General features: G+C 61.1%; 15 protein-coding genes. 6 read left to right on the forward strand and 9 right to left on the reverse strand.

Translation table 11 applies throughout. The features are described from left to right. Positions 1-5: 5 nt before the first annotated feature. The 4 genes from UCMB321_RS21455 to UCMB321_RS21470 all read right to left on the reverse strand — a co-directional run bounded on the left by UCMB321_RS21455 (position 6) and on the right by UCMB321_RS21470 (position 3,479). On the reverse strand, positions 6-752 hold the full coding sequence (locus tag UCMB321_RS21455) for a YebC/PmpR family DNA-binding transcriptional regulator (protein ID WP_040070479.1): 747 nt from the start codon (positions 750-752) through the stop codon (positions 6-8). Between the two features lie 143 nt (positions 753-895). Continuing rightward, entirely contained in the window at positions 896-2,671 is a 1,776-nt protein-coding gene (gene aspS / locus UCMB321_RS21460; protein WP_040070480.1) for an aspartate--tRNA ligase, read from the reverse strand. An 83-nt stretch (positions 2,672-2,754) separates the two neighbouring features. Next, positions 2,755-2,976, reverse strand: a complete 222-nt coding sequence (locus UCMB321_RS21465; RefSeq protein ID WP_040070481.1) for an FmdB family zinc ribbon protein — start codon at positions 2,974-2,976, stop codon at positions 2,755-2,757. Between the two features lie 164 nt (positions 2,977-3,140). Beyond that, positions 3,141-3,479 carry a ribbon-helix-helix domain-containing protein gene (locus UCMB321_RS21470; RefSeq protein WP_040070534.1) on the reverse strand — a complete coding sequence of 113 codons (339 nt, stop codon included), beginning with the start codon at positions 3,477-3,479 and terminating at the stop codon, positions 3,141-3,143. Positions 3,480-3,908: 429 nt separating this feature from the next. On the opposite strand from UCMB321_RS21470, the gene UCMB321_RS31625 reads away from it, so the two are divergent. Beyond that, positions 3,909-4,514 carry a cold-shock protein gene (locus UCMB321_RS31625; RefSeq protein WP_040070483.1) on the forward strand — a complete coding sequence of 202 codons (606 nt, stop codon included), beginning with the start codon at positions 3,909-3,911 and terminating at the stop codon, positions 4,512-4,514. Between the two features lie 63 nt (positions 4,515-4,577). Here UCMB321_RS31625 and UCMB321_RS21480 read toward each other — a convergent pair whose 3' ends face one another. Next, positions 4,578-4,784, reverse strand: a complete 207-nt coding sequence (locus tag UCMB321_RS21480; protein WP_040070485.1) for a SlyX family protein — start codon at positions 4,782-4,784, stop codon at positions 4,578-4,580. Beyond that, the gene (locus tag UCMB321_RS21485) at positions 4,781-5,212 is read right to left on the reverse strand and encodes an HIT domain-containing protein (protein WP_040070486.1); all 432 of its coding nucleotides are present in this window, start codon (positions 5,210-5,212) and stop codon (positions 4,781-4,783) included. Before UCMB321_RS21485 ends, UCMB321_RS21480 begins: the two co-directional genes overlap by 4 nt. A 945-nt stretch (positions 5,213-6,157) precedes the next feature. Here UCMB321_RS21485 and UCMB321_RS21490 point away from each other — a divergent pair. Beyond that, positions 6,158-7,501 (forward strand): OprD family porin, encoded by a 1,344-nt coding sequence (locus UCMB321_RS21490; protein WP_040070487.1) that lies wholly within the window; start codon positions 6,158-6,160, stop codon positions 7,499-7,501. Positions 7,502-7,907: 406 nt separating this feature from the next. On the opposite strand, the gene UCMB321_RS21495 is transcribed toward UCMB321_RS21490, so the two are convergent. Continuing rightward, the gene (locus UCMB321_RS21495; protein WP_040070488.1) at positions 7,908-8,750 is read right to left on the reverse strand and encodes a mechanosensitive ion channel family protein; all 843 of its coding nucleotides are present in this window, start codon (positions 8,748-8,750) and stop codon (positions 7,908-7,910) included. A 122-nt stretch (positions 8,751-8,872) separates the two neighbouring features. Then, positions 8,873-9,358 carry a YajQ family cyclic di-GMP-binding protein gene (locus UCMB321_RS21500; RefSeq protein ID WP_040070490.1) on the reverse strand — a complete coding sequence of 162 codons (486 nt, stop codon included), beginning with the start codon at positions 9,356-9,358 and terminating at the stop codon, positions 8,873-8,875. 118 nt (positions 9,359-9,476) lie between these two features. Between UCMB321_RS21500 and UCMB321_RS21505 the strand changes: the two genes are divergently transcribed. From UCMB321_RS21505 to UCMB321_RS21520, 4 genes are all read left to right on the forward strand, one after another. Further along, positions 9,477-10,430 (forward strand): diguanylate cyclase domain-containing protein, encoded by a 954-nt coding sequence (locus UCMB321_RS21505; protein WP_040070492.1) that lies wholly within the window; start codon positions 9,477-9,479, stop codon positions 10,428-10,430. Then, positions 10,430-11,347, forward strand: coding sequence for a putative 2-dehydropantoate 2-reductase (locus UCMB321_RS21510; protein WP_040070493.1), 918 nt, complete (start codon positions 10,430-10,432; stop codon positions 11,345-11,347). Before UCMB321_RS21505 ends, UCMB321_RS21510 begins: the two co-directional genes overlap by 1 nt. A 137-nt stretch (positions 11,348-11,484) precedes the next feature. After that, the gene (locus tag UCMB321_RS21515; RefSeq protein WP_040070494.1) at positions 11,485-13,521 is read left to right on the forward strand and encodes a sensor histidine kinase; all 2,037 of its coding nucleotides are present in this window, start codon (positions 11,485-11,487) and stop codon (positions 13,519-13,521) included. A 2-nt stretch (positions 13,522-13,523) separates the two neighbouring features. After that, on the forward strand, positions 13,524-14,108 hold the full coding sequence (locus tag UCMB321_RS21520) for a cob(I)yrinic acid a,c-diamide adenosyltransferase (RefSeq protein WP_040070495.1): 585 nt from the start codon (positions 13,524-13,526) through the stop codon (positions 14,106-14,108). Positions 14,109-14,344: 236 nt separating this feature from the next. On the opposite strand, the gene UCMB321_RS21525 is transcribed toward UCMB321_RS21520, so the two are convergent. Then, complete coding sequence (locus UCMB321_RS21525) at positions 14,345-15,286, reverse strand: Nudix family hydrolase (protein ID WP_040070496.1); 942 nt, start codon at positions 15,284-15,286, stop codon at positions 14,345-14,347.

Below are 15,286 nucleotides of genomic sequence, written 5' to 3' on the forward strand. Positions count from 1 at the left end.
TTGGGTCAGCCGAGCTGTTCGGCCACCGACTCGGGAATATCGGCATTGGAGTAGACGTTCTGCACGTCGTCCAGGTCCTCGAGCATGTCGATCAGCTTGAGCACCTTTTCCGCGCCCTCCAGATCGAGTTCGGCACTGGTGGTCGGCAACATGACGATTTCCGCGTCAGCCGCCTTGAAGCCCGCCGCATCCAGGGCGTTACGTACCGCATAGAAGCCGGCAAACGAGGTGAACACGTCGATCGAGCCGTCTTCGTGGGTGACCACGTCATCGGCGTCGGCTTCCATCGCCGCTTCCATCAGCGCATCTTCATCGATGCCCGGCGCGAAGGACAGTTGCCCCTTGCGTTCGAACAGGTAGGCCACGGAACCATCGGTCCCCAGGTTGCCGCCACACTTGCTGAACGCGTGGCGCACGGCCGCCGCGGTGCGGTTGCGGTTATCGGTCATGCATTCGACCATGATCGCCACGCCGCCGGGGCCGTAGCCCTCGTAGCTCAGCTCGACCATGTCGTCGGTGTCGGCCGCACCGGCACCGCGGGCCACCGCGCGATCGATGATATCGCGGCTCATGTTGGCGCCGAGGGCCTTGTCCAGCGCCAGGCGCAGGCGCGGGTTGGAGCCCGGATCACCGCCGCCCTGACGAGCGGCGACGGTCAGCTCACGAATCCACTTGGTGAAGATCTTGCCCTTCTTGGCATCCTGACGTTCTTTGCGGTGCTTGATGTTCGCCCACTTGGAATGACCTGCCATAACTCGCTCCGAATGCTCTTTGAACCATTGTCTTGAAACAATGCCTTGAAACATTGCCCGCGCAGCCCAAGGGCTGCCGCCGGCAATAAAAAGTCTCGACCTTGAAAAAAGGCGCATCCAGTGGATGCGCCCTCGGGTCCGTCTTACTCTGCCTTGGGGGTTTCGCGCAGGCGGATATGCAACTCGCGCAACGCCTTGGCGTCCACCAGGCCCGGTGCCTGGGTCATGACACAGGCCGCGCTCTGGGTTTTCGGGAACGCGATCACTTCGCGGATCGACTGGGCGCCGGTCATCAGCATTACCAGGCGGTCCAGGCCGAAGGCCAGGCCACCGTGGGGCGGAGCACCGTATTTCAGCGCGTCGAGCAGGAAGCCGAACTTCTCTTCCTGTTCCGCTTCGCCGATGCCCAGCAGACGGAACACCGCCTGTTGCATTTCCTTGCGGTGGATACGGATCGAACCGCCACCCAGCTCGGTGCCGTTCAGCACCATGTCGTAGGCGCGGGACAGCGCGGTGGCCGGGCTGGCCGCCAGCTCTTCAGGCGAGCACTTCGGCGCGGTGAACGGGTGGTGCAAGGCGGTGAAGCTGCCGTCTTCGTTCTCTTCGAACATCGGGAAGTCGACGACCCACATCGGCGCCCACTCGCAGGTCAGCAGCTCGAGGTCGTGACCGACCTTGATCCGCAGCGCGCCCAGGGCTTCGCTGACGATCTTGGCCTTGTCGGCACCGAAGAACACGATATCGCCATCGACCGCGCCGACGCGATCGAGGATCACGTTGAGGTTGGCCTCGGGGATGTTCTTGACGATCGGCGACTGCAGGCCTTCCACGCCCTTGGCGCGTTCGTTGACCTTGATGTACGCCAGGCCCTTGGCACCGTAGATGCCGACGAACTTGGTGTAGTCGTCGATCTTGCTGCGCGGCATGCTCGCCGCGCCCGGGACGCGCAAGGCGGCCACGCGGCATTTCGGGTCGTTGGCCGGGCCGCTGAACACCTTGAATTCAACGTCCTTGAGCTGGTCGGCGACGTCCACCAGTTCCAGCGGGATACGCAGGTCCGGCTTGTCGGAGCCGTAGCGACGCATGGCCTCGTCCCAGGTCATGTGCGGGAATTCGCCGAATTCCAGACCCAGCACTTCCTTGAACAGGTTGCGGATCATGCCTTCGGTCAGGCCCATGATGTCCTTTTCATCGAGGAAGCTGGTCTCGATGTCGATCTGGGTGAATTCCGGCTGGCGGTCGGCGCGCAGGTCTTCGTCGCGGAAGCACTTGGCGATCTGGTAGTAACGGTCGAAGCCGGCCACCATCAGCAGTTGCTTGAACAGCTGCGGCGATTGCGGCAGGGCGAAGAAGCTGCCGGCGTGGGTGCGGCTCGGCACCAGGTAGTCACGGGCACCTTCCGGGGTCGCACGGGTCAGGATAGGCGTTTCGACGTCGAGGAAGCCGTTTTCGTCCAGGTAGCGGCGGATGCTGGTGGTCATGCGCGAACGCAGGCGCAGCTTCTCGGCCATTTCCGGGCGACGCAGGTCGATAAAGCGATAACGCAGGCGGGTTTCCTCGCCGACGTCGGAGTATTCGTTGAGCGGGAACGGCGGGGTTTCCGCTTCGTTCAGCACTTGCAGCTCATAGCCCAGCACTTCGATGGCACCGGAGGCCATGTTGGCATTGCCGGCACCGGCCGGACGCAGACGCACCTTGCCGGTGATCTTGACCACGTACTCGCTGCGCACGCGATCGGCGGCGGCGAAGGTGTCGGCGCGATCCGGGTCGAAGACCACCTGGGCCAGACCTTCGCGGTCACGGATATCGAGGAAAATCACCCCGCCATGGTCGCGACGACGGTGGACCCATCCGCAAAGGGTGACTTCCTGGCCTTCCAGGCTCTCGTTCAGTTGGCCGCAATAATGGCTGCGCATCATGGTCGTGGTTCGCTTCTAGTCATTCGAATTCGGTGGAGGTCTTGTCTTGGCAACGCGACAAGTGCCCGCTCGTGTCGCTTATTTCAGTCGGCTTTATCGCCACCTGCCAGGTTTTTCTTGCTGCCGGTCTTGAAATCCGTCTCGTACCAGCCGGTACCGCTCAGGCGAAAACCCGGCATGGAGAGCATTTTTTTCAATTGCGGTGCCTGGCAGGCCGGGCAGTCGACCAGCGGTGCATCACTGATCTTTTGAATGGCTTCCAGTTGATGACCGCAGGAAGCGCATTGGTAGTCGTACATGGGCATGGGGCGTCTCGGCAATCGGATAACGACATCACTGCTGCCCGAGCCCGGGACGGGCCATGCAGCAAAGAGCGGGATTATATCCGTTAAATCGAGCCTTTGCAGCCGTGGACCGGTCAGCGCACCCGCCCGGGGCCTGGCGAATCCCCCGAGACGCCCGGCCAGGCCTAGATCGCCCGGGACAAACCGCCCAGCGTCAGCAGGTGCACGACACACACCACCCGAATCAGGCCGCTGAAATTCTTCACCCCGCCATAACGCAGGTGAACCTCCATATCCACATTGGACAGCAAGGCATTGACCGTACATTCATGGGTATTGGCGATATCGGCCAATACCTTCCAGTAAACCTCCTCCAGACGCAAGCAGGTGGCAAAACCATTCAAACGCACCGAACGCGAAACCGGCTTCGCCAACCCAATATCGAAATCCAGCAACAGGGGATCCACCCGGGTCTTGCGCAAACAACCGGAACTCCCCACCTCATGCCCCACCCACTGAACCATTTTCATCGCACTCCGTCGCTGCACGCCTTTGAATAAAGGCGTTCCTGGCAAACCTCCTGACATAAAACATTAAGTAAAAAACCCTATCCAGCAGACTGCACTACAGCCACTGTAGGAAGGGTCCATTAAATAAAGAAGAACAACGAAAAGCCCGGGAGCGGGCACCTGCGAACGCCTGCAAGCGTCTGGCCCGCGGACTTTGCCGACAGCGGCCCTGCCCCGCTGCAAGTTCTCCGACAGCGGCCCGGCGTCGAAGTTTGAGAAGGCCTGGGCTTTGCTGTTAAATAGAGACGGTGTCGTCGCTGTCGAATCTCTGGCAGTGGCGCATAGGCGGATGATCACACGTGTCCAGCGCCTCACCTTTTTTCAGAAGCGAACCGTGTGCCACCCGCTCTTCCTTGTGATCCGTCTTTGAGTGAGTCAATAAAAATGTTGAAAATCGTCCACCTGCTAACGGGCGCTGTCGCCCTGCTGCTGTCCTTTATCCCCAGCCTGCGATCCGAAGCCCTGCCTTACCTGCAACAACCCGATGCGCTGTACCTGGCATTCTTCGGCTTGCTCAACCTCACCCTCGCGCCAGTCATCCCCTACTGGAACAAGGGTCCACGGCATCAACTGCAAATCCTGGTCAGCATCCTGCTGATCGTCGCCGTGGCGCTGCAAATCCTCACCCTGCTCGCCCCCCTGACCCAGATCGGCGGCCAACCCGCCGTGCTCCTGAGCCTGCTGGCCGCCGTGATTGCCGTACTGCTGCACCTGGCGGTGAGTTTCTACAAGAAATCCTCCCCGGCGGCGGCACCGCACAACTACGACATGAGCAATCGCGATACCGGCACCGTGAAGTGGTTCAACACCTCCAAAGGGTTCGGCTTTATCTCGCGCGATTCCGGCGATGATATTTTCGTGCACTTTCGCGCCATCCGTGGCGAAGGCCACCGCGTACTGGTCGAAGGCCAGCGCGTGGAGTTCTCGGTGATGAACCGGGACAAGGGCCTGCAAGCCGAAGACGTGATCGCAGCCCTGCCGCGTCGCTGATCGGCCACAAAAAAACGCGAGGCAGCCGGGCTGCCTCGCGTTTTTTTATGTCGACGGATTGACTTAATAATGAGGCGGCGGCGCGTCCTCTTCGAAAGAACCGAACTGCCCCATCATTTCTTCATGGCGCTTGAGCAGGGCCGCCATCTGCAATTGCAGACGCTCGACCACGCGCTGCTGCTCCACCAGCACATCATTGAGCGACTGGATCGTGTCATCCTGAAACGCCAGGCGACTTTCCAACTCGGTCACGCGATCTTCAAGGTTCATACAACCGCCTGCACAAAACGCGGGTCATGCTGGAAGGCCACGCGCAACTTTTCGCGAATCCGCGCAACTTCCTCATCGCTGTAAGGCTGGGCCGGGTGCTTGCCCCAGACCGGTGCCGGCCATGCCACATCGTCGCGCCGACGGACAATCACATGCATGTGCAACTGGCTGACCACATTGCCCAAGGCCGCGACATTCATCTTGTCCGCCTGGAAGACCGATTGGAGCAACTGCGCCAACTCCGTGGTCTCTTGCCACAACTGCAACTGATCGGCTGCCTCCAGTTGGAACACTTCGCTGATATCCGCACGCCGTGGCACCAGGATGAACCAGGGATAGTTCGAATCATTGGACAGCAGCACTCGGCACAACGGCAGGTCGCCCAACGGCAAGGTGTCTTGTTGAAGACGCGAATCGAGAACGAACACCGTGAATACTCCTGCATGACTGATAGGTTTACAGGCCGTCAGGATACCCGTGATCAGCCGCCGATTCACGGCCCAGGCAAGCGACACCGGCAAATGGGCGAATACGGGGCACTAGTGCTCCAGAATGGAACAGTCAACGTTTTCCCGGAACCAGAAAGACCACAAAATTACACACCAGCCAGAAAAAGCCCCAGATCGCCACAAAAATGTCACCTTTGTCTGAAATCCTTTGCCTACGTCATCGAGGGCGGTGCCTGACTCAAGGGACAAAAAAGCACACCTTGCTGTTACCCGCCGCCCCCGTCGACACTGCGGATCAGTTTTTTGCACCAAAACCGCACACTACGACTACTATCAGTGCACGCCTCACCCACCGACTACCCAGTCGGAGTGTGGACCGGTAACATTTTTTGCTTTCCATGGATTTTCAACGGATTAGCAGCACAAGGAAAAGCAGTACGTCAAGTGCCCGCGCAAACGCCGCCGTCCCTAGGTTTCATAAGGGTTTCAGCGCGATGACGGTGCCTGATAATTTTTTTTCTTACATTTTTTTCACTTTGTGCATGCTTGTTGCATTACTGAATCAATAGTCGCGACAGAGGGTCTGCCCGGAAGCTGAAGCTCCTGCGACATCGTAACAACGCTGCACAGTGCGCCCATGGAGAGTTCAGGGCTTGAACATAGACAGACCCTTTGCTTCTATGCTCATGCGTTTGAAACAGCGCTGAAGTTGTACAGCCCGTAGCAAAAGGGCTGTGAATTTGCGACATGGAGCTAGCTTTTTGCGACAGGCTCGTAAAGAAGCCGCAAGGATAGGTGTGCAAGTATCGCCAAGTTTGTCGACGTGATATAAGTTTGCGCCGACACAAAAAAGAAAGAGCCGCCCAGACAAAAATACAGGTGGGACGGCAGTACTCTTCCTAAAAACCAAAGGAGCAAATCACGATGCGCGTGATGAAGTGGAGCATGATCGCCCTGGCTGTTACCGCAGCAGGCTCGCAAGTGGCTATGGCCGACCCGTTCGTAACCCCTCAGTCCGATGCCAAGGGTTTCGTTGAAGGTTCTTCGTTTGGTGTGAATCTGAAGAACTACTACTTCAACCGGGACAAGAAAGATGGTGGCGTCGACCAGAAAGACTGGTCCCAAGGCGTACTGGGCAAATTCAGCTCTGGCTATACCCAAGGCACCGTCGGTGTAGGTGTCGACGCCTTTGGTGATGCTGGTTTCAAGCTTGACGGTGACAACACCCACGTGGGTACCGGCAACCTGAGCCATGGCGCAAATGGCGTCAACAACAGCTTTGGTAAAGCAGGCGCGGACGTCCGCGTTCGCATCTCCAAAACCGAGCTGAAATTCGGCGACTTCACTCCTACCACGGCACCAGTATTCGCCGTCGGCGGCAGCCGTCTGTTCCAACAGACCGCTCGTGGCTTCCAACTGCAGAGCAGTGAAGTTAAAGACCTGGATCTCGAAGCCGGTCATTTCTATGCCGGTAGCAGCTCGGACTACACCTCGCTTCAGGGCAACCTGTTTGCCACCTATGCAGGTGTTACGGCCAAGAGCATCGACTATGTTGGCGGTAAGTACGCCATCAACGACAACCTGACTGCCTCCCTGTACGGTGCCAAGCTCAAGGATATCTGGAACCAGTACTACACCAACGTCAACTACACCCTGCCACTGGCTACTGACCAGTCCTTGAACTTCGATTTCAACCTGTATCATACAGACGATGCCGGTGCGGCGAAGGCAGGCAAGATCGACAACAACGCTTTCTCGCTGGCAGCCGCCTATTCGTTCCTGAAGGCACACACCATTACTGTGGCGTTCCAGAAGGTTAACGGCAACACCCCATTCGACTACATCGGTGTGGAGCGTGGCAAGGGGAACCAAGGTGGTGACTCGATCTTCCTGGCTAACTCGATTCAGTACTCCGACTTCAACGGCCCAGGCGAAAAATCCTGGCAGGCCCGTTATGACATTAAAATGGCTGAGTACGGCGTCCCAGGTCTGAGCTTCATGGCTCGTTATGTCCACGGCCAAGGCATCGACGGCACCGGTGCAGACGTTAACGGTGCATATCGCGATAGTAAGGGCAACCCTATCTATGGCGCAGACGGCCATCACTTCGAAACCAACCTGGAAGCCAAGTACGTTGTCCAGTCTGGTCCTCTGAAGGATCTGTCCTTCCGTGCACGTCAAGCTTGGCACCGTGGCAATGCTGACGATGGCGAAGGCAATATCAACGAGTTCCGCCTGATCACCGAGTACCCAATCACCATCCTGTAATCACCCGATTACTTGCTGGATGATGTGACACTCGTTTGAAGAAAGGCCCATCCTGGTGATGGGCCTTTTTTATTGCGTCGTGATTGAGCAGAGCAACTTGATAGCCAGCTAATAAATAGCAAGCGTGATAGTTATCCCTCTCTTCCCTTAACTACGGGCACAAAAAAAGGGCTTTCGCCCCAGTACCGGTCCGCTGAATAAGTGAAACCTTGAAAACGCCGCAAAACCCTGTAGGAGCCAGCTTGCTGGCGATGAGGCCCGCAAGGCCTGCATCGATCTTGCGGGCCTCATCGCTGGCAAGCCAGGCTCCTACAAGGGCCAGTGTGCTTTCGAATGGGTATTCACAACATGAGACCTGAACGCTGATCCTTGATGCCCCCTCACCGGCCAGGCATCAAGACCTCGATCACTTCACCGACTCTTCCTGCACCATCCGCACCACCTGCTGCGGAAACGGAATATCGATCCCCGCCGCTTTCAGGCGGTCCCGCGCCTGCTCATTGAACATGAACAGCACGTCCCAGTAATCGGGCGTATTGACCCACACCCGCAGGGACACCGTGATCGAGTGAGCCCCCAGCGTAGCCACCACGACCACTGGCGCCGGATCGGCCAACACCCGCCGGTCCTTCGCCATCTCCAGCAGCACCTCGCGGGCCTCCTGCAGATTCGCCTGGAAATCCACGCCGACGTCGAACACCACCCGACGAGTCAACTGACGGTTGTAGTTGGTGATGATCCCGTTGGACAGGTTGCCGTTGGGCACCACCACGGTCTTGTTGTCCCCAGTGCGCAGGATGGTGTGGAAAATCTGGATACTGTCCACCGTTCCGCTGATGCCCTGGGCTTCGATCCAGTCACCGATACGAAACGGCCGGAACAGCAGAATCAACACCCCGCCGGCAAAATTCGCCAGGCTGCCCTGCAACGCCAGGCCGATGGCCAGGCCCGCCGCACCGATGGCTGCGACGAAGGAGGTGGTCTCCACGCCGATCATCGACGCCACGCTGACGATCAACATCACCTTGAGGCCGATGTTCGCCAGGCTGCTGATAAACCCCTGCAATGCCAGGTCGGCATTGCGCAATGCCAGCAACCTGCCCACGCGGTGGGTCAGGCCGTTGATCAGCCACCAGCCGATACACAAGGTGACGATGGCCAGCAGCAGACGGCTGCCGTATTGCATGATCATCGGGATCCAGGCCTCTGAAACCTTGACCCAGTGATCCACTTGCGCGTTCAAATCCATTGTTCTCTCCGGTTACCCTACGATGACCCGGCGAAACGACGGCCGCACTGCGCAACCCATCGTTTCACCGTGGTTGGGCCCTCCGACGCTGATAACTCCCAGAGGTTCCCTGACAGACTAGATCAGTCGCGGAAATTGTTGAATTGCAGCGGCACGTCGAACTCCTTGGCCCGCAGGTTGGCAATCGCCTCCTGCAGGTCGTCGCGCTTCTTGCCGGTGACCCGCACCTGCTCGCCCTGGATGGCGGCCTGGACCTTGAGCTTGGCGTCCTTGATATGGGCGACGATTTTCTTCGCCGTGTCCTTGTCGATCCCTTCCTTGAAGGTCGCTTCCTGCTTCATGACCTTGCCGGACGCATAGGCGTCCTTGATTTCAAGGCACTTGACGTCGATCTTGCGCTTGACCAGGGCCATGCGCAGGATCTCCAGCATGGCTTCGAGCTGGAACTCGGCCTCGGCGGTCAGGATCACGGTCTGCTCTTTGTCCTTGAACTCGAAGGAACCCTTGCCCTTGAGGTCATAACGACGGTCCAGCTCCTTGACGGCGTTCTCGACGGCGTTGGTGACTTCGTGCTTGTCCAGTTCGGATACCACGTCGAACGACGGCATCGTATTTCTCCAAAATAAAGTCGGCGCGGCTCAATACCGATGGAGCGCGCCTGGTTTGACGGTTAAAATCCGGGGGCATTATAGCGGTTCTTCCCACTCAATCACTTGTGAGCGACCCATGCCGAACCCGGATCTGAGCATTTTGCTGGTGAGCGATGAGAAGCTGGCCAGCAGTACGCTGGGCAGCAGCCTCCAGCGCATGGGTTATCAGGATATCCGCCAGGCCAATGACAGCGTCCTGGCACTGGAGCAACTCGACCAGCGGGCCGCCGGCCTGCTGATCTGCGCAGGAAGCGCAGGTCTGGCGCTGGCCGCCAAGGTCCGACAACGGGACGAGATGAACAATCACTACACCTACGTGATCCTCATCAGCGAACAATCGCCCGCGCTGTTGCTGGACGAGACCTCGGACAACGACATCGACGACCTGCTCGCCCCGGCCGATGTCGACCGCCATCTGCAGACCCGGGTACTCGCCGCCGACCGCCTGTGCAACACCCTACAGCGCCTGCGCCAGGAAAACCGCCTGCTGCGCCAGAACATCGCCAGCCTCGAACAGCGTAACCTGGTGGACTCCCTGACCGGCCTGGGCAATGCCCGCTATCTGCGCCAGAAGCTCACCGACAGCCTGCGCCAGGTCCAGGCCCGCGGCGGTGCCATCTGCTACCTGCTGATCGGTATCGAACAGGCCGAGTCGCTGCAACGCCAGTATGGCAACGACCTCTACGACGAGCTGCTGCAAGCCATCGCCCGCCGCCTGCAACAACTGGTGCGCCCGCTGGATGTGCTGGCCCGCCTGGACGAGCGGCATTTCGTCCTGATGACCCTGCCGCCCGACCTTCAGGAGTGCGCCCCCAGCAGCTTCAAGCGCCTGCACGACGGCCTGAACCTCAAGACCTTCATGACCAACGCCGGCTCCATCGAGCTCAAGGCCGGCATCAGCCTGGTCGGCCTGGACAGCAAGTGCTTCCCCCTGGACCCGCAGACCCTGATGGACGAAGCCGAGGGACTGCTGCTCGAATCCTATGCCGGCGGCGTGGTCAGCGCCAAACGCCTGCCGGCCCGCAGCTGATGAGCACCCACTGGCATGTACTGGGCGCCGGCAGCCTGGGCAGCCTGTGGGCCACCCGGTTGGCCAGGGCCGGCCTGCCGGTCAAGCTGATCCTGCGTGACGCCGCGCGGCTGGCGGCGTACGAAGCGGCGGGCGGCTTGACCCTGGTCGAACAGGGCCAGGAACAACGCTTTGCCATTGCCGCCGAGACCCTCGACGCCGACACCCCCATCGAGCGTCTGCTGGTGGCGTGCAAGGCCTACGACGCCGAAGCGGCGGTCACCCGCCTCGCCTCACGACTCACCCCCGGCGCCGATCTGCTGCTGCTGCAAAACGGCCTCGGCAGCCAGGACGCGGTGGCGGCCCGGGTACCGCACGCGCGCTGCCTGTTCGCCTCCAGCACCGAAGGCGCCTTTCGCGACGGTGACTGGCGCGTGGTGTTCGCCGGCCACGGTTTCACCTGGTTGGGGGACGTCGCCCATCCCCAGCCACCTTACTGGCTCGATGACCTGACCCTCGCCGGCATCCCCCACGAATGGAACACCCAGATCCTCACCCGGCTCTGGCGCAAGCTGGCGCTCAACTGCGCCATCAACCCGCTGACGGTGCTCTACGATTGCCGCAACGGTGGCTTGCTGGAACATCATTGCGAAGTCGCCACGCTCTGCGCCGAACTGGCCGAACTGCTCGAATGCTGCGGCCAGCCGGCCGCCGCGCTGGACCTGCCCAGCGAAGTGGAACGGGTGATCCAGGCCACGGCGGCGAACTACTCCTCCATGTACCAGGACGTCGCCCAGGGACGGCGTACCGAAATCGGCTACCTGCTGGGCTATGCCTGCGCGGCCGCCGCACGGCATCACCTCAACCTGCCGCACCTGAGCCGCCTGTACAACCGACTGGTGGCCCACCTGACGGCCAAAGGCCTGCCCAGCACCTAAGCCGGTAAACATGAGCGCGTCAACATGAGCCGAGCCGCGCAAAAGACCCGGGCCAAACCGACGGTTTGATACACTCAAGGATGGCTGGGCGATCGAACCCCGCCCGCCTCTCCCCGTCTCTCGAAACAGGACAACCGATGCCTCTGCGCCAGCGCCTTGAAAACCTGCCGGTCGGCCAGAAACTCCTCGCGGCCCTGTTGGTGCTGCTGACCACCGTGCTGCTGGTCGCCAACCTGACGTTCATCAGCGCCGCCTATTGGATTTCCCAGGAAAGCATGGCACCGCAGGCCTTGCAGACCATCGGCCGGCTGGTGGCGAACCCGAGCCTGGTCAGCCAGGCCCTCGACTCCCCGCAAGCCGCCGAAGCCCTGCTCAAGGAACTCGACAGCTACTCGCCGCTACGCGCCGCCGCTATCTATGACGGCCCGGGCGATCGCATGGCGCAGCTGCAACATGGCGATCACCTGAAACTGCCGGAACGCTTTCGTCACATCGAAGCCTGGCGCCTGACGGAGTTTCGCAGCAACCAGGTGATCGAGATGCCGCGCCCGGGCTCGGCGCCCGGACACCTGTTGCTGGTGGCCAGCAGCGAACTGCCGGTGGCGTTCTACACCGGCACCTTGACCGCCAGTCTCGGCATCCTGATCTTCAGTATCCTGCTGTGGCTGGTCATCGCCCGCCAGATCAAGCGCCTGATCACCCGGCCGATCCACGAGCTCGAGGAACTGTCGCGCCAGGTCACCCGTGAAGAGAACTACGCGTTGCGCGCCCCACGTGGCAACCACGACGAAATCGGCAGCCTGGCGGAAGCCTTCAACACCATGCTGTCGCGGATCGAGGCCCGCGAGCAGCAGCTCAAGCGCGCCCGCGACGACGCCCAGGCCGCCTACGACCAGGCCCAGGGTCTGGCCGAGGAAACCCGCCACACCAACCGCAAGCTGGAACTCGAAGTCCAGGTGCGCAGCAAGATCGAGAAAAAGCTCACGGGATTCCAGAACTACCTCAACAGCATCATCGACTCCATGCCCTCGGCCCTGATCGCCCTGGACGAGCAGCTCTATGTCACCCAGTGGAACCAGGAAGCCAGCGCCCTGTCCGGCACACGGCTGGACGAAGCGCTGAACCAGCCGATCTTCCTCGCCTTCGAACCGCTCAAGCCGTTCCTGCCGCAGCTCAAGGAAACCGTCGAGCAGCACAGTGTGGCGAAGATCGAGCGGGTGACCTGGATCAAGGACGACGAAGCCCGTCACTATGCCCTGACCTTCTACCCGCTGATGGGCGGCGCCGGACGCGGCGTGGTGATCCGCATCGACGACATCTCCCAGCGCCTGTCGCTGGAAGAAATGATGGTGCAATCGGAAAAAATGCTGTCGGTGGGGGGGCTGGCCGCGGGCATGGCCCACGAAATCAACAACCCCCTGGGCGCCATCCTGCACAACGTGCAGAACATCCGCCGACGCCTGTCGTCGGAGCTGCCGAAGAATCAGGAGTACGCCCAACAGGCCGGCATCGACCTGGATATCGTTAACCGCTACCTGCAAAGCCGCGAAGTACCGCAACTGCTCGACGGTATCCAGCAGGCCGGCGCGCGGGCGGCGAAGATCGTCACCCACATGCTCAGCTTCAGCCGGCGCAGCAACCGCGAGATGGCCCCCTGCGACCTGCCGGCACTGATCGACCAGGCCGTGGAGATCGCCGGCAACGACTTCGACCTGACCATCGGTTTCGACTTCAAGGGCCAGGCGATTCTCCGCCAGTTCGACCCGCAACTGGGCCCGGTTCCCGGCACCGCCAACGAGTTGGAACAGGTGTTGCTGAACCTGCTGAAAAACGCCGCCCAGGCCATCCACCAGCGTGAGGACGAGCGCGAACCCGGGCGCATTATCCTGCGCACCCGCCTGAATCCGCCCTGGGCCGAGATCCAGGTCGAGGACAACGGGGTCGGCATGCCGGAGCACATCCGCAAGCGGACCTTCGAACCCTTCTTCACCACCAAGGAAATCGGCCAGGGCACGGGCCTGGGCCTGTCGGTGTCCTACTTCATCATCACCAACAACCACAAAGGCCAGATGGAAGTGCAATCGGCGCCGGGCGCAGGCACCTGCGTGACCCTGCGCCTGCCGTTGGCCGGCAGCCAGGCGGCGCTTCCCGAACCGAGCAAAGCGGAGTCTTGAGCATGGGTTTTCGTCTGTCGAAGATTTACACACGCACCGGCGACGCCGGGGAAACCGGACTGGGAGATGGTCGTCGGGTACCGAAAGACCATCCGCGGATCGAAGCCATCGGCGAGGTCGACATGCTCAACAGCCAGTTGGGGCTGCTGCTGGCCGGGCTGGCGGAGCTGGTGGTGATCCATCCGGAACTCAGTGAACTGATCGAAGTGCTGGCGCCGATTCAGCATCGGTTGTTCGACCTGGGAGGCGAACTGGCAATGCCGACCTACCAGGCCCTCGACGCCGCCGAGGTCCAGCGCCTGGAAACCGCCATCGATCGCTGGAACGAAGAGTTGGGGCCACTGGAAAACTTCATCCTGCCCGGCGGTTCGATGCTGATTGCCCAGGCCCATGTCTGCCGCAGCCAGGCACGCAGCGCCGAGCGGCGTTGCCAGCAGTTGAATGCGGTCGAACCCTTGGGGGGTGTTGGGCTGGCCTACATCAACCGACTGTCGGACCTGCTGTTCGTGGCGGCGCGCTTGATAGCGCGACGCGAGAAGATTGCCGAGATATTGTGGGAGGCGGCCAAGAAGCCGGTCGCCCACTGATACAGAACCTGTAGGAGCCGGCTTGCTGGCGATGGCGGCCGGACAGTCGATGCAAGGCTCAAGGGCCCCATCGCTGGCAAGCCAGCTCCTACAAGGGGTCTGGGCTTGACGGTATTTCGCGGTGACACACCGTACTGTGGGAGCCGGCTTGCTGCGGGCGGCGTTCCGACGATGGCGGCCGGACAAGCGATGCAAGACTTGAGGGCCTCATCGCTGGCAAGCCAGCTCCCACATCACTATTGCGGCCAGAACGCCCGAATACCGGCCACGCCCTGCGCGCCGGTTTCCCAGGCGCGCTGCAACTCGTTCGGCCCGACACCACCCAGCAGATACACCGGTTTGTTGAACCCGGTGATCAACTGCCCGGCCTGCTCCCAGCCCAGCGGCTGCGCCTCGGGGTGCGTCTGCGTCGGCTGGACCGGCGACAGCGTGACGAAATCCACACCCATCTGTTCGGCCAACGCCAACTCTTCAGCATCATGGCACGAAGCGCCCAACCAGCGATCCGCCGGCAACGGACGCCCGGCACTGGCGTACTTGCGTAACTGCGCGGACGTCAGGTGCCAGCCCGCCGATGGGAAATCCCCCAGCCACTCGAAAGGCCCCTTGAGCATCAGTTGCGCCTTGCCCGCACAGAGCCCCACCGCGTCCACCGCCAGATCGCGGTATTGCGGGTCATAGCCGTTCGGCGCCCGCAGCTGGATCAGCTTGATCCCTCCGGCAATCGCCTTCTGGATGCCCTTGAGCAACTGCGGCGTCTCCAGGCCGTCCGGCGTGATCAGGTACTCGGCCGGCAAACGGGCCGCCGCGACAATCGGCTGGTTGGCCGCCGGAAACTCGTAGTCCGCCAGCTCCCGCGCACTAACCCAGGCCAACGGCTGCCCCTCGGCACCATGGGGTTCGCCGGTAAAGGCCGAAACCTCCCAGACATCCAGCAAGACCTGTTTGTCCGGGTAATCGTGCCGCACCTTGATCAAGGGGCGGGCGGCGCTGACCGCGATGCCCAGTTCCTCCTGAAGCTCGCGAGCCAGGGCCACCTGGACGGCTTCGCCGTCCTCGACCTTGCCGCCGGGAAACTCCCAGAGACCGCCCTGATGCTGACTGTCCGCGCGGCGTGCAATCAGGATGCGACCGTCGACGCCACGGATAACCGCGGCCGCCACATGGATGCGCTTCAC

Origin of the sequence: Pseudomonas batumici, assembly GCF_000820515.1 — a bacterium.
Taxonomy (GTDB): Bacteria; Pseudomonadota; Gammaproteobacteria; order Pseudomonadales; family Pseudomonadaceae; genus Aquipseudomonas; species Aquipseudomonas batumici.